14 protein-coding genes are annotated in these 18,958 nt (G+C 63.4%); 4 read left to right on the plus strand and 10 right to left on the minus strand.

Features of this window, described 5'->3' with window-relative positions:
- Positions 1 to 780: 780 nt before the first annotated feature.
- The 7 genes from BVH06_RS18335 to BVH06_RS18365 form a co-directional block, all read right to left on the minus strand.
- Positions 781 to 1,974 carry a polysaccharide pyruvyl transferase family protein gene (locus tag BVH06_RS18335; protein WP_075935026.1) on the minus strand — a complete coding sequence of 398 codons (1,194 nt, stop codon included), beginning with the start codon at positions 1,972 to 1,974 and terminating at the stop codon, positions 781 to 783.
- Position 1,975: 1 nt separating this feature from the next.
- A complete protein-coding gene (locus tag BVH06_RS18340; protein ID WP_168172930.1) occupies positions 1,976 to 3,265 on the minus strand; it encodes a flippase in 1,290 nt (429 codons plus the stop codon).
- 23 nt (positions 3,266 to 3,288) lie between these two features.
- Positions 3,289 to 4,398: a nitroreductase family protein gene (locus BVH06_RS18345; RefSeq protein WP_083652100.1), complete on the minus strand. Its 1,110-nt coding sequence runs from the start codon at positions 4,396 to 4,398 to the stop codon at positions 3,289 to 3,291.
- 395 nt (positions 4,399 to 4,793) lie between these two features.
- Positions 4,794 to 6,470 carry an ATP-binding protein gene (locus BVH06_RS18350; RefSeq protein ID WP_083652102.1) on the minus strand — a complete coding sequence of 559 codons (1,677 nt, stop codon included), beginning with the start codon at positions 6,468 to 6,470 and terminating at the stop codon, positions 4,794 to 4,796.
- A gap of 135 nt (positions 6,471 to 6,605) precedes the next feature.
- Complete coding sequence (locus BVH06_RS18355) at positions 6,606 to 6,968, minus strand: PleD family two-component system response regulator (protein ID WP_075931967.1); 363 nt, start codon at positions 6,966 to 6,968, stop codon at positions 6,606 to 6,608.
- A gap of 30 nt (positions 6,969 to 6,998) precedes the next feature.
- On the minus strand, positions 6,999 to 8,441 hold the full coding sequence (locus BVH06_RS18360; protein WP_083652103.1) for an ATPase domain-containing protein: 1,443 nt from the start codon (positions 8,439 to 8,441) through the stop codon (positions 6,999 to 7,001).
- 108 nt (positions 8,442 to 8,549) lie between these two features.
- On the minus strand, positions 8,550 to 9,710 hold the full coding sequence (locus BVH06_RS18365) for a nitrogen regulation protein NR(II) (RefSeq protein ID WP_075935029.1): 1,161 nt from the start codon (positions 9,708 to 9,710) through the stop codon (positions 8,550 to 8,552).
- Positions 9,711 to 9,860: 150 nt separating this feature from the next.
- Here BVH06_RS18365 and BVH06_RS18370 point away from each other — a divergent pair, with 150 nt between their 5' ends.
- The 3 genes from BVH06_RS18370 (at position 9,861) to BVH06_RS18380 (ending at position 14,555) form a co-directional block, all read left to right on the plus strand.
- Positions 9,861 to 11,501 (plus strand): VRR-NUC domain-containing protein, encoded by a 1,641-nt coding sequence (locus BVH06_RS18370; RefSeq protein ID WP_075935030.1) that lies wholly within the window; start codon positions 9,861 to 9,863, stop codon positions 11,499 to 11,501.
- Positions 11,498 to 13,870 carry an ATP-dependent DNA helicase gene (locus BVH06_RS18375; protein WP_075935102.1) on the plus strand — a complete coding sequence of 791 codons (2,373 nt, stop codon included), beginning with the start codon at positions 11,498 to 11,500 and terminating at the stop codon, positions 13,868 to 13,870. Before BVH06_RS18370 ends, BVH06_RS18375 begins: the two co-directional genes overlap by 4 nt.
- A 154-nt stretch (positions 13,871 to 14,024) precedes the next feature.
- The gene (locus BVH06_RS18380; RefSeq protein WP_075935031.1) at positions 14,025 to 14,555 is read left to right on the plus strand and encodes a hypothetical protein; all 531 of its coding nucleotides are present in this window, start codon (positions 14,025 to 14,027) and stop codon (positions 14,553 to 14,555) included.
- Here the strand turns inward: BVH06_RS18380 and BVH06_RS18385 are convergent, their stop codons facing one another.
- The gene (locus tag BVH06_RS18385; protein ID WP_075935032.1) at positions 14,556 to 15,686 is read right to left on the minus strand and encodes a M14-type cytosolic carboxypeptidase; all 1,131 of its coding nucleotides are present in this window, start codon (positions 15,684 to 15,686) and stop codon (positions 14,556 to 14,558) included.
- A gap of 138 nt (positions 15,687 to 15,824) precedes the next feature.
- On the opposite strand from BVH06_RS18385, the gene BVH06_RS18390 reads away from it, so the two are divergent.
- Positions 15,825 to 16,220: a hypothetical protein gene (locus BVH06_RS18390; protein WP_075935033.1), complete on the plus strand. Its 396-nt coding sequence runs from the start codon at positions 15,825 to 15,827 to the stop codon at positions 16,218 to 16,220.
- A 374-nt stretch (positions 16,221 to 16,594) separates the two neighbouring features.
- Here BVH06_RS18390 and ahpF read toward each other — a convergent pair whose 3' ends face one another.
- Together ahpF and ahpC are read right to left on the minus strand one after the other, a co-directional pair.
- Entirely contained in the window at positions 16,595 to 18,148 is a 1,554-nt protein-coding gene (gene ahpF / locus BVH06_RS18395) for an alkyl hydroperoxide reductase subunit F (RefSeq protein ID WP_075935034.1), read from the minus strand.
- 246 nt (positions 18,149 to 18,394) lie between these two features.
- Positions 18,395 to 18,958 carry an alkyl hydroperoxide reductase subunit C gene (ahpC, locus tag BVH06_RS18400; protein ID WP_013790773.1) on the minus strand — a complete coding sequence of 188 codons (564 nt, stop codon included), beginning with the start codon at positions 18,956 to 18,958 and terminating at the stop codon, positions 18,395 to 18,397.

Genomic DNA, 18,958 nt, shown 5'->3' on the forward strand with positions numbered 1-18,958 from the left:
GCCACACCTTTCTTGCTTGCCCAAGAAAGGTGTGCCAAAGAAGGGCACCCCGACATCCGGGTTTCGCTGCGCGAAACTTCCCTCGCTCCGGCGCCGCTCCGGGGGCCGGCTTACATGGGCCATCCCTGGCCCATTAAGCCTCTCGCCGTATCCATGCGGCTCGTCCCCCTACGCGACACCTACACTCGGCCTCCTGACGGGACCGGACCGCGAGCTTGCAAGATTTCTACAGGCTCAAGCTCGTCGGTGCCTGTTTTTGCTTTTGAGCTGCAATCGCACAGGCGACACCCAAGTCCCCTTCAGCAGGCCGAATGGAATCGCCACGTAAGGGGCCGGGCGGGTAGCCATGAGCGACATGGATGTCGCGAGAGCTGCGATGGGCCAGGGATGGCCCTTCGTCAGTGGGCCGCATCCGGTCGTGCCCCTGGAGTGGTGATGGAATGAGGGAACCCCGGCGCAGCAGGGCGGGGGCGCCTAGCCCGGATGGTGGGGTGCCCTTCTCTTTGGTTACTTTCTCTTGGGCAAGCAAGAGCTACGAAGCGCAGCGAAGTAACAGCCGTAGGCTGGCCCGAAGGGTGAGCGCAGCGAATCAAGTGACTCGCCCGTAAGGGGCGAAACCCATCAGGCCAGGCGGCATGCTAATGGAGAGTGCCAAGTCATCGGCAGCGCACACTGATTTGCCAGCCCAGTCTCAACCAGGCGCTTCCCAACAGCGGGAAGAACCTTTATCTGGCTCGCTGGAAAAGGCGACGCAGCGGATGCCGCATCGCTCTTGTACGTTTAACGCCCTGCGGTAACCGCGACCGGCTTCTCGCTACCCACGCTGCGGCCCTGCTGGATCAGCGCGAACACCTCGTTCCACATCGCCTGGGTACGGGTCTTCAGCTCCGCGGAGTGCGCGTTCAAGCGCGCAGACAGCGCCTGCATCTGCACCGGATCGGTAAGGTTGTCGAGGGCGCGGTTCAGCTCCTCGTCGCTCAGGTTGATGTCCAGTACGCCTTCGGAGAATCCGTAGTCGGCGAACAGCATCTGGTACTTGTGGCTCCAGCCGGTGGCCAGCGACGGCACGCCCTGTGACAGCGCACTGACCAGGCCGTGGAAGCGGCTGCCCAGGGTGCCGCGGCAAGCACCAAGGATGCCCTTGATGGCCAGCGGATCGGTCTCGCGCAGGATCGGCAATCCCCCTACGGCTCTGGAGACCTGCTCGGCCAGACGCGCATCGCCCTCGCCTTCGTGGATCAGCAGGAACGGCTTGGCGCCACGCTCGACCAGCGCCTTGGCAGCGCGCTCGAGGAACGGCGCATAGCCCTTGGCGATGCTGTCGTTGGTCTTGTCGAGCATGCGGCAGTTGGGTACCAGGCAGATCTGATGAATTTCGGGGTCGAAATAGTCCGGCACCGGGCCCGAGATCAGGTTGGTGAAATCCGGGGCGATCTTGATGTTGTCGCGCTCGCCGACGATCTCGGTCAGGTAATCGTAGGAAATCTGTTCCCGGGCGAAGATCAGGTCGCAGTTGTCGACGAACGCCTTCACCGCCTCGCGGCTGCGCGGGTCACGGAACGGGCCGAACGCCTGGGGCAGCAGAATCACTTTGGAGCCCTGCTTCTTCCAGCGCTGGCTGGAGCGCGCCAGTTCCTCGGACAGATCCGGGCCCCACTGGTCGCTGTAGGCGAAGCCGGCGGCGTCCAGCACCACGTTGATATCCTTGTCGAGCACGATGCCGTACTGCTCGCGAATGCCAGCCGGTACCAGCGCCGCCAGGTCGCCGAACGGGATGCCCTTACGCCACAGCCAGGCCTTCTGATACAGCCCCAGAGAGGCGCGATTGAAATAGGGATAGGGGCTATTGGCCCGGCCGGGCTCCATCACCACCTTGGCAGCCGGCACGTTCTTGCGCACTTGCTGCAGGGCGGCGTGCAGCATCAGCGCAGCCCCCTTGTTGACGAAACCGGCTTTGCGAATCTCGACGTACATATCACGTTCTCCTGAATTCACGAATCAACTGGGGCACGCTTAGGAACACGTGCAGGCAAATACTCTTGGTCATCATGATGAACAGCGGCCGTGTCTTGCGTGACAGCAGCAAGCTCACGTAACCGGCGATGGAATAGGAAATCAGCGTCGCCCAGGCCGAACCGACCACACCGTGACTCTGGATGAGGTAGTAATTGAGCACGATGTTGCTCAGCGCGCCGAGGCCCTGGGTGACCAGGGAAAAGATGAAGGCCTCCTCGATGATGATCCACTTGCTGAACAGCGCACGCATGAACACGAAGGTCGCGGCGAAGATGTGGATTGCCAGCACCGGGCCGGCATCGGCGTACTGGACGCCATACAGGACGTGCACGATCCAGTCGGAAAGGAAGAACACCACCACGGCCAGGGCGAAGGCCATGAAGAACAGCACGTCCAGCGCCACCTGCATGAAGCGGTTGTAGCCGGCGGTATCGGTCTTGTGCAGGTCGATCATCTTCGGGAAGACCGACGCCATGAGAATGGTCGGGATCAGGTACCAGGCCTCGGACAACCGCGACGCCGCCGAGTACACGCCCACGGCGTATTCGCCGAGCATGTACTGCAGCATGATCTGGTCGACCTTGAGGTAGATCACCGCCGACAGTGAGCCCAGGAAGATGAGGAAACTCTTTTTGAGCAGGGTCTTGCCCAATGGCCAGGAAAAGTCGAAGCGGAAATCGCGCTTGAGCATCACCGCGTAGCTGACCAGGATCGCCGAGGTGACCATGACCACCACCACGTGAGCCAGGGCGATGTACACCAGGCCCGCGCCGGCGATGGCCAGAATCATCTTCAGGCCGTTGCCGCCCAGCTGGCCGACGAAGCCGGCGACCGCCGCGTACTTGGCCTGCACCCGCGCCTGGAACCAGTCGATGAGCATTTCGAACGGGGTGAAGAACAGCGCCAGGGCGGTGAACAGCAGCACCAGGAAGTTCTGGTCGTTACCGAACAGGTAGGTGCTCATCATGATCGCGAAGGCGATCACCGAGCAGCCCACCTTGATCACGAATACCGTGGAGAGAATCTGGTCTTCGTTGTCCGGGTTGCTGCGCAGCTCCTTGACCACCAGACCAGTGAGCCCCAGGTGCACGACGATGCTGAGCAGTCCCAACAGCGCCAGCGCATAATTCAGGTAACCGAAATCCTCGGGCCCCAGGTAGCGCGCCAGCACCACCGTGGTGGCCAGGCCGATGGCCAGCATGAGGAATTTCTCGGCCAGCATCCAGCCGGAATTGAGGAGGTACTTCATACCCTCCTGGACACGCGAGGCACTCATCGAGCGGGCGACTCCAGACGCATGTAGCTGCGGGCTTCCTCCAGCGAGAGCTTCTGCGAGTAAGGCACCAGGCCGGTATCAGCGGCGTAGCCAAGGGAAATGAACATCACGATGCGCTCATCCGCGTCGAGCTTGAGAAGCTTGGCCGCCGCCTCTTCGCGCTCGGGAATGTCCGGCCAGTTGATCGAGCAGGACGACACGCCCTGGGTCTCCAGCGCGAACATGAAGGACATCGCCGCCAGGGCGCCATCGATGTAGATCACGTGGCGATCACGGACGTGGGGGTAGGCGCGCAGGCGGCCGACCACGGCGACGATGGCCGGGAAGTTGTGATCGAAGCCAGCCACCCCCATGGGCAGGCGCGAGGCCTGGGCCACCGAAGCGGGGTCATCGAACACCACGAAGCGATAAGGCTGGCGGTTACAGGCACTCGGCGACTGCACGGCGACTTCCACGGCCTTGTCGATCACCTCGCGCGGCACCGGGCAATCCTGCTGATACCAGCGCACCGAGCGACGCTTCATCGCCAGTTGACGCATGGCGGTGAAATCCACGCTGGGCGTGCTCACGTCGGCGGCGAACGGCACGCGCTCTGCGTCCGGATGACGCAAGGTTTCCGGCGAGCCACTGGGGCGCTCGAAACGGGCGAACTTTTCGCGGGCACGGTTGAGCACCGGGTGATCACCGGTGACGGCGAAGTACTCGGCGAGCACGTCATGGGCCCAGCTGACCTCGTCACGATCCACGTTGCCGTTGAGCGAGGCGATGTAGCTGTCCACGGTGTCATTGATGTAGTCGAGGGCGAACACCTGGCGCCGCGGCTGCATGATCAGGCCCTTCTCGATGCGGTGCACGGCGCGACGCAGGAAGTAGTTCACCGGCTCGGCGCCGGAGAGGTTCTGCTCATGCTGCAGATGGCCGACCACTACCGCATAGGCTTCGCGGTCGAAGGCCGAGGAGAAGAACGAGTAATGGAAACGGCGCAACATGGCCGAGCGCGACAGCGCGCGGATCCAGCCCATGGCAAGTTTCTTCTGCAAGGCCTTGAGGTTATCGATACTGTCCCGCGGCAAGACCTTCTTGAGGGATTCCTTCAACATTTTCATAGGCTGTGATTACCGTTCAATGGTTAATATCTCCCCCACAATCGCCGTAACGGTACGGCGACACTCGATTGATGGACGCTGGCAGTTAGCAACCGAACCGCACGCATCTGCACACCCGTGAATGCTCATCGAGGTCGTGCAGAGAGCAGCATCCCTTCCCTTGGCAACCCACCGCACGCACTGCTCCTCGGTTCGGGCGCAGGCATAAAAAACGGCTTCTGGTGCTGCAACGGTTCGACATCCAACCCGGTGCTTCGAGGGTGTTGGAGGCGGCGTTCTGGGGTGCCGCTATTCGTTGTCAGGGTTTAGGACTACGGAGCAACGCTTTGATTCCGCATCCGCATGCTTTGCGTGAAAAAAGTTGCCGAAAGGCCGTGGCAGCGCGCCGCGAGCGCTCAGGATCGCCCCGGCAGAAGCTCGCCAAGGGTCTCGCCCAGCTCACGCATGGAGAATGGTTTGGCGATGCTTTTCAGCGCAGGCGCCGCAGCCAGTTGGCCGATATCCGATGCAGCGACGACCAGCAGAACCGACAATCCGGGGCGTACGCCCTGCGCCGCCTTGGCTAGCTGAACACCGCTGATCCCGGGCAGGCTGACATCGGTAATCAACAGGTCGAACGCCTCGCGATCGAGCAGATCGAGCGCTGCCTGCGGGTCGGCGGCATTGACCAGATCATGGCCGCGTTCGGCCGCTACCTCGCCAACCAACAGGCAAACCGACGAATCGCTCTCGACCAGCAGAATGCGCGACTGCGCCAGTGGTGCCTCGCTGGCTGGCCTGTCGGCCTCGCGGGCCGGCGTCTCGACCACAGGCAGGTACAGACGCACCGTGGTACCTACCGCAGGCTCACTGTGAATGGTCACCTGGCCGCCGCTCTGGCGTGCGAAGCCATGCACCATGGGCAGCCCCAGGCCGCTGCCCTGACCGACCGATTTGGTGGTGAAGAAAGGATCGAAGACCCGCTCCAGGGTCTCACTGCTCATGCCGCTGCCGGTATCCGACAGGGCGATCAGCAGATAGCGGCCGGCTTTCAGATCCGGCAAGGCCGCACGGTTTTCCTGCTGCAGATCGACGAGCGACGTATGCAGGCCGATCTGCCCGCCGCCCGGCATGGCATCACGGGCATTGACGGCCAGGCTGAGCATCGCACTTTCCAGCTGCCGTGCATCGGCAAGCACGCGCACGGCGCCATGCCGATAGTCGCCCTGCAGGGAGATGCCATCGCCGATGGAACGCCTGATCAACGCCTCGAGCGATACCAACAGTGGCCCCACTTCGACGGGTCGCGCCTCCAGCGGCTGACGATGGGAAAGCGTCAGCAAGCGCTGGGTCAGCGCACTGGCGCGGTCGGCGGAAATACTGGCAGCCTCGATGAAGCGCGGCAGATCATCGAAGCGCCCGACGGCCACGTGCCGTTTCATGATGTCGAGCGCGCCGATGACGCCAGTCAGCATGTTGTTGAAGTCATGGGCCACACCATCGACTACCGATTCGACGGCGTCCATCCGCTGGCTCTGCTGCTGGGCCAGTTCCTCGTCAGACGAGCGTCGTTCAGAATCCGCTCGTGAGCGGCCCTTCAGCGCCATCACCGCGCTGCACAGGGCGCGAGCGGTGAAAGGTGGCTCCACTAGCAAGGTGGAGGCGCGGCCGGTCAGCGGTGGCAGCTGAGCGTGACCGGCAACGCCAAGAATCACGACCGGAACGGCCGATTCGGCGAGCCGGGCAAGCTGCGCATCGTCCGCTCCAGCGAACATCTGTTCGGCCAGCAGCACGGTATCGACCCGCCCATCCAGGGCATCGAGCATTGCGCCAAGATCATGGACTACACGGCAGGTCGCGCCCAGGGGTTCGAGCAGCGGCATCAGTTGGCGGGACTCGTGGCTGCAGATCAGGATGCTCATCGACGGACTCCCCGCATCGACGCCAGTGCGCTGATGCAGCATGTGGGCGAACTTCTTGGCAGCACGCCCAGCAGTGACCAGACGATCACGGCCACCCATTCGCGATACCGACTTCGCGATGGGCAATCTGGCATCGACCGACGCCCGCCCTGCACCTTCATCCATGGACATCGCACTCTCGACACACGGCTCTATTCGGGGCGCATGAATACGCGCCTCGGCTTGCGCAGCGTTCGACCGCTACGGCCAAGAGGCGTTCCGCTTGTGAAGAGGAGAACGAGAGCGTTACCGGGCAGGTAAGTGCGATCAGCTCGGGCCGATCAGTTCCTTGACCTTGGCGATGACCAGATTGATGTCGAAGGGCTTGTCGAACACCGCGGCGAACAGCTCGGGGCTGGCGCGCCCGACGCTGCCCTGAGCGCCGCTCATGAGAATGATCGGCAGTTCCGCCGAGCCGGGCCTGGCGCGAACGGCCCGGGCGAATTCTAGACCATCCATGACCGGCATCATGAAATCCGTGATCACCAACTCGGGGCGCTCACGGTCGAGCACCTCGAGGCCGCGACGACCATTGCTGGCCTTCACCACCATGTAGCCTTCGTCTTCCATGGCATAGCCGAGAATATCCGCTATCAGGTATTCGTCGTCGACTATCAGGATGGTTGTCATAGTTTTTCGGCTCGGTCAGGCACACATGGCTCAGGCGTCCTGCGCAGGGACGGCATTGCCCGACAGCGCACCAGCCGCATGTCTGAAGGCCTTGCTGAGTTCAATACCATGATCACTGATGACCACTTCCAGGAGCGAGGGATCGTAACGGCTGTCCCTCATCTTAAGGATGGATAGGAGCCGCTTTAGTTCAGCGTCTTTTTCAACGAATCGCATGAGGATCAGGTTGTCGACGATGCTCGACAACTCCGGCGCCGGCGCGTTGATCTCGGCGGCGAAAATGTCGCGCATTTCCCAGGTGGCGAACACCGTGACCCCCATGGCGCGCAATTGGCTCATCAATGCGCTGAAGAACTCGATCAGGCGCGCGCTGCCGGTGGCCAAACGGGCCATGCCGCCCAGGCTGTCGATATGCAGGCGTTTGATGCCCTTTTCGCGCACCGCCTTGATGACCCGTGCGCCTACACCATCGATCAGCCCTTCGGTAGTCGGCTGCCACATGATGTGCAGCGCGCCGCTGGCTTCCAGTGCATTCAGGTCGATGCCCAGGGCCTGGGCCTTGAGGCGCAGGCGTTGCGGCGTTTCATAGAAGCCGAAATGCAGGCCCGGCTCCTCGGCGGTAGACTGCGCCAGGAAATTCAGTCCCAGGGTGGTCTTGCCGACGCCCGCCGGCCCCATGATCAGGGTGACCGACGATGCCGACAGGCCACCACCGACCAGGTCGTCCAGGCTGGGGATGCCACTGGAGACGCGCTGCAGCGTATCGCTGTCCGGTTGGCTCGGATGGCTGTAGAGGCTCTCCAGACGCGGATGAATGACCAGCCCGTCATCGGTGATCTCGCACTCGTGCAGGCCGGACAGGGCGCCGCTGCCGCGGGTTTTGCGCAGGTGAATGCGGCGCACCGAGCGGGCGCCGAACAGCTCTTCGCCCAGCTCGATCACGCCATCGACCATGGTGTGTTCGGGGCTGCCGTCGTCCAGCCGCGAGCTGGTCAGGAACAGCACCGTGCAGCCGGCGAAGGCAGCATGGCCCTGTAGTTCGGAGATGAACTTCTTGGTGTCGATCTGGTTCTCCGCCTTGGAGCGGGCGTTGAGCAGGCCGTCGACGATAAGCAAGGTGGCCTTCTGGCGACTGATCTCGCGCCGCAGCAACTTGACGACTTCGTCGAGCCCCTCGTTTTCCAGCGTGTCGAAGGCGCTGACGAACTGGATCTCGGCGCCGACCTTGGTCGGGTCGAAGAAGGTCATCGTAGAAAGAAACTGAAAGAGCCTCTCATGGGACTCTGCCAGCAGAGTGGCCACCAGAACACGGCCCCCGTCGCGCACGTGGTTGAACGCGACCTGGTTGGCGAGAATCGTCTTGCCTGAGCCGGGGCGCCCCTGAACGATATAGGATGCACCGGCCACCAGACCGCCCTTCAACAGAGCGTCAAGTCCCTCGATCCCACTTTGAAGGCGTTGTAGCTGTTCCAAGATCTGGCTTGCCTCAGTCGAATTTACGCAAATATGGCCTGGGTCGACATACGCATTTCCCAGGCCCCGCAGCGCTGGCTGAAAAGGTGATTGGCGATACTACCATGTTCATGCCGGCGCAACTGCCGCCTGAGCACAGGATGCCGGCAGGTAGATCTCCATGATGGTTCCCTGGCCGCTCACGCTCTCGACCTGCACCCCGCCACCCGCCTGGCGGGCAAAACCATAGACCTGGCAAAGGCCAAGCCCGGTTCCCTTGCCGACGTCCTTGGTGGTGAAGAACGGCTCGAACAACCGTGGACGAATCGCCGGGTCGATGCCGCAGCCCTGGTCCGCCACGGCGATCACCACGAAGGCGCCATGCAGGCCGTCCACCTCCCCCGCTAGTTGTCGGTTACCTGCCTGCAACTGCACCGTGCCGACGCCGCCCATGGCATCGCGGGCATTGAGAACCAGATTGAGCAGGGCCATTTCCAGCTCGCTGGGGTCCAGCTCCACGGTGTGCAAGGCATCGTCCACCTGCATCTGCAGGGTCATGGTTCTGGGCAGCGCCTGGCTGAAGAAGGTGGCAGCCGAATCCAGCAGTTCGTTGAGGGCGACCTGGCGGGTGTGCTTGGGCTCGTTGCGGGCGAAAGTCAGTAGGTTGCGGGTCATTTGCGCGCCCCGCTCGCCGGCCGTCTGGATGTTGTCCAACAGGCTGGCCAGGCGCTCGGGATCGTCGGTGCGGCTGGCCAGCTTGGCAGCACCGAGGATGATGGTCAGCAGGTTGTTGAAATCGTGGGCCATGCCGCCGCTCAACTGGCCAAGGGCCTCCAGTTTCTGGGCCTGGAAAAGCTGGGCACGCAGGGCGTCGTAGCGACCTTCGGCTTCGCGGCGGTCGGTGATGTCGCGGGTAATCTTGGCCAGGCCGATGACGTCGCCCTGCTCATTGCGAATCGCATCGATCACCACCAGCGCCCAGAAACGCGTGCCGTCCTTGCGCACCCGCCAGCCTTCGTCTTGGGCCCGGCCTTCGCGCAGCGCCCGTTCGAGCAGGTAGGCGGGTTTGCCTGCGCGGCGGTCCTCGTCGGTGTAGAAAACGGACAGGTGCTGGCCGATCGCCTCGGCTGCGTCATAGCCCTTGATACGCGCCGCACCGGCGTTCCAGGACACCACGAAGCCGGCGGGATCAAGCATGAAGATGGCGTAGTCGACCACCGCCTGAACCAGCATTTCATAGTGGCGCTCGGTCAGGGTGCCTGGCGAGAGAGGCGCAAACTGGCTGTTCATGATGGCCCGTTCCAGGCGGCGATGGAGGTGCAGTGTAGTCCGCGACCGATGCCGAGTGACAGTGAGTTGTACCATCCGTCCATCCCGCGGCGATTGCCAGATGACGGGCGGCCTGATATCTGTATAAAAAAACAGTACCCCGCCTGCCTCATGTCTTCAAGCATCGATCTGCGTTTCTATTACCTGCACAACTTTCGCAAGGCCCTGGCCTGGATCGGCGATCGCCATGCCGACCTGCTCGACGCCCGCGAACAGGCTTTCCTACAGGCCTTCGATGCTCTCGACTGGTCGGCCCAGGCCTTGTTGGTACGGATGATCATGCGTAAAGGCGTGCACTTTCGCGCCAGCAAGCTCAACTACGAAGAGATCGGTTGCTGTCGCCAGGCAGCTGCAGCGCTGATCGCCACTGGTTGGGTGCTCGACGATGCGCCGTTGCCACTCGACGCGTTGCTGGGCCTGCTGCGCAAGGACGAGATCGTCGCCAGCTTCGCCGCCCAGCTCAGCGACCGGCGCGCCCGCAAGGACGACCTGGCCCTGCAACTCGCCGAGCAGTTCCAGGCCAGCCAGCCCTTCGCCGCCTGGTGCCCGGCACTCGACGACGCGCTCTACAGCCTGACCATCGATGACCTGAGCGAGCGCCTGCGTCTGATGTTCTTTGGCAACCTGCGCCAGGAGTGGTCGGAGTTCGTGCTCGCCGACCTGGGCATCTTTCGCTACGAGAGGGTCGACTTCCCGGCGGACTCGCGAGCCCTGCGTTGCCGCGAGGACGTCGACGACTACCTGCACCTGCAGCGCTGCCGCGAAGTCTTCGAGGCAGGCGAAATCAGCGATCAACTACTCGCCTGCATCGACGCGCGCCGCTATGACAATCCCTATATTGCCGAGCGCCGCGCCAAGTTGCTGTTTCGCATCGGCCAGCATCTGGAACGCTGCGCAGAGTTCGATCTGGCACTGCAGGTTTACGCCAGCAGCGGTTATGGCGCGGCGCGGCAACGGCGAATCCGCGTGCTGGAGCGCACCCTGCAGCACCGCGAGGCCTTCGAGCTGGCCAGCCTGGCCGTGGCCGAACCGGTCAGCGACGGCGAGCTGCAACTGGCCGAACGGGCCCTGCTGCGCCTGGCCCGTCATCTGGGTCTGCCGACGCAAAAACGCAGCAGGGCGCAGGCCCCGGCACGCCTGGATCTGCAACTGCCCAGAACGCCCATGCTGTCGGTCGAGCAGCGGGTGCAGCTGCATCTGCAGCGCACCGAGGCACCGGTGCATTACGTCGAGAACACGCTGATCTGCAGCCTGTTCGGGCTGCTCTGCTGGCCGGCGATTTTCGCTGCCATTCCCGGTGCGTTCTTTCATCCATTCCAGCATGGCCCGGCGGATCTGCTCACCGCCGACTTCTACCCACGCCGCCGCGCGCTGTTTGCCGAATGCCTGGCGCAGCTCGATGATCAACGCTACCGCGACAGCATTCGCCAGATGTACCACGACAAATTCGGCATCCAGTCGCCGTTCGTGTACTGGGGCGTGCTCAGCGAAACGCTGCTCGAGCAGGCCCTGGATTGCCTGCCGGCGGCACATCTTCAAGCCTGGTTTCGCCGCCTGCTGGGCGATATCCAGGCCAACCGCTCGGGCATGCCGGATCTGATCCAGTTCTGGCCCGAGGAGAAGCGCTACCGGATGATCGAGGTGAAGGGCCCCGGTGATCGCCTGCAGGACAATCAGCGGCGCTGGCTGGCGTTCTGCGCCGAGCACGACATGCCGGTGGACGTCTGTTACGTGCAGTGGGCCGACGCGTGAGTTACCGCGTGGCGGTGCGTGCCCTGTGCGAGTTCACCGCCAAATGCGGCGACCTCGACCTACGCTTCACGCCCTCGCCCACCGCCCAGGAGGGCATGGCCGGCCACGCCACGGTGGTCGCCCGGCGCGGCGAGCACTACGAGGCCGAAGTGCCATTGGCCGGGGAGTTCGCCTCCTTGCAGGTGCGCGGCCGGGCCGACGGCTTCGACCCATTAGGCAACCTGCTCGAAGAGATCAAGACCCACCGCGGCGACATCGCCCGTATTCCCGACAACCACCGCCAACTGCACTGGGCCCAGGCGCGGGTGTACGGCTGGCTGCTCTGCCAGAGCCGCGGCCTGCCGCAGATCGATCTCGCCGTGGTGTATTTCAACGTGCTGACCCAGAAGGAAAGCGTGTTTCGCGAAACCCGCACGGCCGCCGAGCTGCAGGCGTTCTTCGAGACGCTGTGCCAGCGCTTCGTCACCTGGGCCGAGCAGGAGCAGGCGCACCGCCGCAGGCGCGACGCCACGCTGAGCGAGCTGCGCTTTCCCCACGCCGAGTTCCGCCTCGGCCAGCGGCAACTGGCCGAGGCGGTGTACCGCGCCGCGCGAGACGGCCACTGCCTGATGGCCCAGGCCACCACCGGCATCGGCAAGACCCTGGGCACGCTGTTTCCACAGCTCAAGGCGTTCCCGGAAAAACAGCTCGACCGCTTGTTCTTCCTGACCGCCAAGACGCCGGGCCGCCAGTTGGCGCTGCACGCCCTGCAAATTCTGCGCGGCGACGCCCTGCCCCTGCGGGTGCTCGAACATGTGGCGCGGGACAAAGCCTGCGAGCACCCTGACAAGGCCTGCCATGGTGAGTCCTGCCCGCTGGCCCGCGGTTTCTATGACCGCTTGCCGGCTGCCCGCCAGGCGGCGGTCGAGCGCGTCTGGCTGGACCAGGCTGCGGTGCGCGAGATCGCCCTGCGGCATGAAGTCTGCCCTTACTACCTGAGCCAGGAGCTGTCCCGCTGGGCCGACGTGGTGGTGTGCGACTACAACTATTACTTCGACCTCAGCGCCCTGCTCTACAGCCTCACGCTGATCAACGAATGGCGGGTGACGCTGCTGGTCGACGAAGCCCACAACCTGATCGAGCGCGCCCGGCGCATGTACAGCGCCGAACTCGACCAGGCACGCTTCGAGGCCATGCGCAGCAACGCCCCCAAGGGCCTGAGCGCGGTACTGACGCGCATCAGCCGGCACTGGAAGCAGCTGCACAAGGAACAGCGCGAGGATTACCAGACCTATCCGCAGCCGCCGGACCTGCTGCTCCTGTCCCTGCAGAAAGCGGTCAGCGCGCTCACCGACCACCTCACCGACCAGCCCACCGGCAACGATGGCGAACTGTTGCAGTTCTACCTCGACGCCATGGCTTTCTGCCGACTGGCCGAAGCCTTTGGCCCGCACTCGCTGTTCGATATCACCCGCAAGCAGGATCTGCGCAAGCGCAGCCACTCGGTGCTGTGCCTGCGCAACGTGGTGCCGGCGCCCTTCCTGGCCCCGCGCTTCGAGGACAGCCACAGCACCACGCTGTTCTCCGCCACCCTGAGCCCGGCCCGTTACTACGCCGACCTGCTCGGCCTGCCCGAGGCGACGCCGTGGGTGGATGTCGAATCACCATTCCAGGCCGCGCAGCTCGAGGTGCAGGCGGTGAGCAACCTGTCGACCCGCTACCAGCACCGCGAGCGCTCCCTGGCGCCCATCGTGGCACTGATGGCGCGGCAGTTCAGCGAGCGCCCGGGTAACTACCTGGCGTTCTTCAGCAGCTACGCCTACCTGCAGCAGGTGCTGGAACTGTTCGACCACCAGCACCCGCAACTGACGCGCTGGGTACAGGCGCGGCAGATGGATGAAGGCGAACGCCAGCAGTTTCTCCAGCGCTTCGAGCCCGGCGGCCAGGGTATCGGGTTCGCGGTGCTCGGCGGCGTGTTCGGTGAAGGCATCGACCTGCCGGGTGACCGGCTGATCGGCGCCTTCATCGCCACCCTGGGGCTGCCGCAGATCAACCCGATCAACGAGCAGATCAAGCTGCGCATGGCCGAAATGTTCGGCAGCGGCTACGACTACACCTATCTGTATCCTGGTTTGCAGAAGGTCGTGCAGGCCGCCGGGCGGGTAATCCGCACGCCCCAGGACAGCGGCGTGGTGCATCTGATGGACGACCGCTTCACCCAACCCGAAGTGCGTGCCCTGCTGCCGGGCTGGTGGCAGGTGCAACGCAGCCGGGTACCGCAAACGCCCATACCGGCGATGATCCGGCAACCGACAACACGCTCGCAGCCGTCGCCAGCCCAGCAACTGCCCGCCCTCGGCCAACGCGGCCTTTTCGACCCGCCAGCCTGAGACAAGCCGGCAGCCGCTTGCCGCCCGTGGCAAAAGCCTGCCTTTCGGGTATCGGTACCAGAAAAAATAACTATCGATATCAGCCAGTTACCACCACGCAGCGGCATGGCACAGGCCTTGCTGAGCTACAGGTTCACGGTCAAGGAGGCACGCCATGAGCATCATCGGTTCGCTCACCCACTACGGCATGAGCACTGCGCTGCAGCGCACCCGCGCCGAGGAACTGGACTTCAAGAAAAGCAGCGATGCAGCCCTTCTTGTCGAGCCCGGCAAACCACGCGAGAACGAGCGGGTAGCCCCGGCGTTCAAGAGCGATGACGCCAACGCCCACCAGCAGGCGTACGACGAAGCCTTCGCACGGATGCTCGTCACCCTCAACAGCACGTCCAACCCGCCCAGCGGTGACGATGGGCAGAGCGCGGGCGCACTGTCGACCGGCGACGAGGCAAAAGCCCTGGCCAAGCCGAGCGCCGTGGATGAATTCATGGCCTACATGGCCATGACGCCGGCGGAGAAGATGCGTGACAAGATCCTCAAGGAAGTCGGCATGACCGAGGAAGAACTGGAGAACCTGCCCCCTGAGCAGCGCGCCGCGGCGGAACGGGAAATCGCCGAAAAGATGCAGACCCTCCAGGAGTTGCAGGCCACGCAGGATGAACAAGGCACCCTGCACGAGCATGCCTGATCAGCGCAGGCGGCCGACCATCTGGCCGATCACGCCGAGCATGTCGCCCGCCAGTTTCATCGAGCGCTCGCCGCTCCAGCCGGTCGTTGGGTTCGGCGTGTCGTCATGGTCCTTGAAGGGCATCTCCAGGGTGAACGACAGGCAATCGAACGCCTGCCCGACTGCATTGCAGGCCAGGTTCAGGTTAGCCCGGCCCGGTGCGCTGCGCGGGTAGCCGAAACGCGTCTGGAACTCGGCACCACTGTCCACCAGGCGCTGGCGAAACTCGGTTTCCAGGGCTTCCAGGCGTGGCGTGAAGCCCGGGTTGCCTTCGCAGCCGGCGGTGAATACGTGGGGAATTTCCTCGTCGCCGTGGATATCGAGAAACAGATCCACGCCAACATCGCGCATCACCTGCTGGACGAAAAGGACCTCCGGGCTTCGCTCCAGGCTCGCCGACTGCCAGGCGCGATTGAGATCCTGACCCGCTGCATTGGTGCGCAGATGGCCGCGGAACGCGCCGTCCGGATTCATGTTCGGCACCAGATACAGATCGGCCTGCTGCAACAAGGTGTCCAGTTCACTATCGCCGGCATCGCCAAGGCGCTTGATGATGCCCTCCATGAACCACTCGGCCATGTGCTCGCCCGGATGCTGCTGGGCGATGATCCATACCTTGCGCGTCGCGCTCGCATGACGATGCACGCGCAACAGCTCGATATCGCGGCCCTCGAGGCTGTGCCCGCAGGCCTGCAGTTCGACACCTGGCAAGGCCAGTGCCTGCTCGATCAGCGCGGCGTGGCGCTCACGGCTGTAGGGTTCGAAATAGGCGAACCAGATCTGCGCCTGCTCAGGCTCCAGGCCGAAGTGCAGCGCGCCATTTTCGAAACGGCTCGGCACCCGGAACCAGCTCTGCTGGTCGTACGAAGCGGCGGCGTGGTAGCCCGTCCAGGCATGGCTGTAGGCCGACTGCCCGGCATTGGTGATGCTGAAGTCGTGGCGCGCGCCGGGAGTCAGGCCCTCGACGTGAAAATGAAACCACTGGAAATGGTCGCTGTTGAGGTCCTTGCGCATGGCCAGCAGCACCTTGTGCGGGTCGCTGGCGTCCTGCACGAGGATGTTGCCGCTGTCGAAATCCGAACTGATCTTCATGGCTCTGCTCGTTGCTGTATTCACGGTGGCCGCAGCATCGCAGGTTCCCGGCGCCGAGGAAATGCACAGGTGACGATTGCAGCGCGCGGTGCGCCGCCGCACACTGGCGCCTTCATTTACTGAATCAGCGGAGCTACCGTGTCCCTAGCCGATGACCCAAACCGCCAGCACGTGCTGGACGCCGCCGACGCCCTGGATTGCACGGTCTATCGCCCGGACGAGGACGACCTGGACGCCGAGGAAGAAGACCTGGGCGATGCCAAGGTGCTGTTCACCGGCCCGTTCGAGCCGCCCCAGGAGTGGGACGCTGCCGAACGCGAGGATTACTTCGACGGCACCGACCCGGCACTGTTCGTCACCGCGCTGATCGCCTGCGAAGCCAAGCCGGGTTCCAAAGCCTTTTTCACGCCCCAGGCCGGTGACCTGCTGGCCGCCATGAACGCGGGCAAGGTCGAGATGTACTTCATTTGCGAGCGCCTGGACGACGAGAACGGCAGCAGCTACGTGCTGATCCGTGACGATGAGACCGACTGAGTAATCCGACCCAGCGAAAAGATCCGCCCTCTCGCGCTATAGGATTCGACTCCAATCGGGTAGGAGCGTCGACCCGGCGCGAATGCGGTTGTGGCCATCCTGAATATTTGCGGGTTGCCTAGCATTCGCCGCGGGGTCGCGGCTCCCACAATTCAAATGTGGCCATTGCGAGATCCATCTCCGAGCCCATTCCCCGGCAAGCAAAGTGCATCCTTGACCCGGAATCTTCCGAGGCTGCGCCATCGGCTACAGTCGTGCCGCCCGGCGCGGCGTAGGAGTCGGCTCGCCAGCAATTTTCCTGCGGGGCGTAGGAAAACACAGAAATGAAAAAGGCGGACCATCAGGCCCGCCTTTCGTACATCCAACTCGGTTGATCAACTACGGATCAGGTGATCGAACGCGCTGAGCGAAGCCTTGGCGCCCTCACCCACGGCGATGACGATCTGCTTGTACGGCACGGTGGTCACGTCGCCAGCGGCGAAGATGCCGGGCAGCGAGGTTTCGCCACGGGCGTCGACGATGATCTCGCCGCGGTCCGACAGCTCGACCGAGCCCTTGAGCCACTCGGAGTTGGGCAGCAGGCCGATCTGCACGAAGATGCCTTCCAGCTCTACCGGGATGAACGCGTCGGAGTTGCGATCCTTGTAGACCAGGCCGGTGACCTTCTGGCCGTCGCCTTTCACTTCACTGGTCAGGGCGCTGGTGATCACCTTGACGTTGGGCAGGCTGTAGAGCTTCTTCTGCAGCACGGCGTCGGCGCGCAGCTTGCTGTCGTACTCGAGCAGGGTTACCTCGGCGACGATACCGGCCAAGTCGATGGCCGCTTCCACGCCGGAGTTGCCACCGCCGACCACCGCCACGCGCTTGCCTTTGAACAGCGGGCCGTCGCAGTGCGGGCAGTAGGCCACGCCCTTGTTGCGGTACTCCTTCTCGCCCGGCACGTTCATCTCTCTCCAGCGGGCGCCAGTGGACAGAATCACGGTCTTGGCTTTCAGACTCGCACCGCTCTCGAACTTCACTTCATGCAGGCCGCCTTCGCTGGAAGCCGGGATCAGCGCGCTGGCACGCTGCAGGTTCATGATGTCGACTTCGTACTGCTTGACGTGCTCTTCCAGGGCGCGGGCCAGTTTCGGGCCTTCGGTTTCCTGGACCGAGATGAAGTTCTCGATGGCCATGGTGTCGAGCACCTGGCCGCCGAAACGCTCGGCGGCGACGCCGGTGCGGATGCCTTTACGGGCGGCGTAGATGGCAGCTGCAGCGCCAGCCGGGCCGCCGCCAATGACCAGCACGTCGAAGGCTTCCTTGGCGTTCAGCTTCTCGGCATCACGGGCCGAGGCGCCGGTGTCGATCTTGGCGAGAATCTGCTCGGCGTCCATACGGCCCTGGCCGAACAGTTCGCCGTTCAGGTAGATGCTCGGTACCGACATGATCTGGCGGGACTCGACTTCATCCTGGAACAGCGCGCCGTCGATGGCGACGTGGCGGATATTCGGGTTGAGCACGGCCATCAGGTTCAGCGCCTGGACCACGTCCGGGCAGTTCTGGCAGGACAGCGAGAAATAGGTCTCGAAGTTGAATTCGCCTTCCAGATTCTGGATCTGCTCGATCACCTCGGCCGCCAGCTTCGACGGGTGGCCACCGACTTGCAGCAGGGCCAGCACCAGCGAAGTGAATTCGTGGCCCATCGGCAAACCGGCGAAACGCAGGCTAATGTTGCCATTCGGGCGATTCAGCGCGAACGATGGTTTGCGGGCATCATTGCCATCGGTTTTCAGGGTGATCTTGTCGGTCAGGCTGACGATATCGTCCAAGAGGCCTTTGAGCTCCTGGGACTTGTCGCTGTCATCGAGGGACGCGACGATCTCGAACGGCTGGCTGACCTTTTCCAGGTACGCCTTCAACTGGGTTTTAAGGGTTGCGTCCAACATATACGAGTCCTCAATGACGAAATTCGGGCAATAAAACGCCCGGGCGGGTTACGCCCGGGCGTTCGGGCGCGCTTCCAGAATCAGCGGTTGATTTGGTCTGCGCGGAAAACGGATTGGGAAACGTAGCGAGCGGTGTCGAGGCAAGGCGAAATCAGGCTCGGGCGAGGAGTTTACGAGCTGTAAATGACGAGCCCGAGCCTGGTTTCAACGCCGCATCGACGACGCGCAGTAGTTTCCCGGCCGTTTTTAGATCTTGCCGACCAGGTCCAGGGAAGGAGCCAGAGTCTGAGCGCCTTCTTTCCACTTGGCTGGGCACACTTCGCCCGGGTGGGCAGCGGTGTACTGAGCGGCTTGCAGTTTGCGCAGGGTCTCGGCCACGTCACGAGCGATCTCGTTGGAGTGGATTTCGACGGTCTTGATCTGGCCTTCCGGGTTGATCACGAAGGTGCCGCGCAGTGCCAGGCCTTCTTCAGCGATGTGCACGCCGAAAGCGTTGGTCAGCTGGTGAGTCGGGTCGCCGATCAGCGGGAACTTGGCTTTGCCAACGGCCGGCGAGGTTTCGTGCCATACCTTGTGGGAGAAGTGGGTGTCGGTGGTCACGATGTAGACCTCGGCGCCAGCCTTCTGGAAAGCTTCGTAGTTGTTGGCGGCGTCTTCGATCTCGGTCGGGCAGTTGAAGGTGAACGCGGCGGGCATGAAGATCAGTACCGACCACTTGCCTTTCAGGCTTTCTTCGGTGACTTCGATGAATTTGCCATTGTGAAAGGCATTGACCTTGAACGGCTGAACTTGAGTGTTAATCAAAGACAT

The organism is Pseudomonas sp. PA27(2017) (genome assembly GCF_001945445.1).
Classification (GTDB): Bacteria; Pseudomonadota; Gammaproteobacteria; order Pseudomonadales; family Pseudomonadaceae; genus Aquipseudomonas.

What these genes read in the sequence shown, in the direction of transcription:
- BVH06_RS18335 (WP_075935026.1), bottom strand. Translation starts at nt 1,974, where the DNA reads ATGTACGTCGAGATTCGCAAAGCCGGTTTCGTCAACAAGGGGGCTGCG.
- BVH06_RS18340 (WP_168172930.1), bottom strand. Translation starts at nt 3,265, where the DNA reads ATGAAGTACCTCCTCAATTCCGGCTGGATGCTGGCCGAGAAATTCCTC.
- BVH06_RS18345 (WP_083652100.1), bottom strand. Translation starts at nt 4,398, where the DNA reads ATGAAAATGTTGAAGGAATCCCTCAAGAAGGTCTTGCCGCGGGACAGT.
- BVH06_RS18350 (WP_083652102.1), bottom strand. Translation starts at nt 6,470, where the DNA reads ATGTCCATGGATGAAGGTGCAGGGCGGGCGTCGGTCGATGCCAGATTG.
- BVH06_RS18355 (WP_075931967.1), bottom strand. Translation starts at nt 6,968, where the DNA reads ATGACAACCATCCTGATAGTCGACGACGAATACCTGATAGCGGATATT.
- BVH06_RS18365 (WP_075935029.1), bottom strand. Translation starts at nt 9,710, where the DNA reads ATGAACAGCCAGTTTGCGCCTCTCTCGCCAGGCACCCTGACCGAGCGC.
- BVH06_RS18370 (WP_075935030.1), top strand. Translation starts at nt 9,861, where the DNA reads ATGTCTTCAAGCATCGATCTGCGTTTCTATTACCTGCACAACTTTCGC.
- BVH06_RS18380 (WP_075935031.1), top strand. Translation starts at nt 14,025, where the DNA reads ATGAGCATCATCGGTTCGCTCACCCACTACGGCATGAGCACTGCGCTG.
- BVH06_RS18385 (WP_075935032.1), bottom strand. Translation starts at nt 15,686, where the DNA reads ATGAAGATCAGTTCGGATTTCGACAGCGGCAACATCCTCGTGCAGGAC.
- ahpF (WP_075935034.1), bottom strand. Translation starts at nt 18,148, where the DNA reads ATGTTGGACGCAACCCTTAAAACCCAGTTGAAGGCGTACCTGGAAAAG.
- ahpC (WP_013790773.1), bottom strand. Translation starts at nt 18,958, where the DNA reads ATGTCTTTGATTAACACTCAAGTTCAGCCGTTCAAGGTCAATGCCTTT.